Source organism: Cellulomonas sp. GbtcB1, from assembly GCF_019091725.1.
Taxonomy (GTDB): domain Bacteria; phylum Actinomycetota; class Actinomycetes; order Actinomycetales; family Cellulomonadaceae; genus Cellulomonas.
Window position 1 is genome coordinate 1 of the sequence record NZ_JAGXJG010000713.1, and the last position, 229, is coordinate 229.

At 78.6% G+C, this 229-nt stretch carries 1 pseudogene; it reads right to left on the reverse strand.

Going from position 1 to position 229, the window contains the following annotated elements:
• Nucleotides 1-229 (reverse strand): annotated as a pseudogene (locus KVT14_RS21925) (adenylate/guanylate cyclase domain-containing protein); the annotation flags it as partial.

Consider the following 229-nt stretch of genomic DNA (forward strand, 5'->3'; position numbering starts at 1 on the left):
GTCAGCACCGTGCTCGGGTCGGCGATGTCGGTGAGCCGCGCCGCCACGTTGTCCGACGGCCCGAACACGTCGCCGAACCGGGACAGCACCCGGCCCCACACGACCCCGTCGCGCACCGGCGTGACGCCGCGGGCGCCCTCGGCCAGTCCGCCGGCGCCGCGCCCCCGCTCGACGTCCAGGTCCCCGCCGAGCACCCGCGCGAGCTCCAGGGCCACCTTCGCCCCGGTCC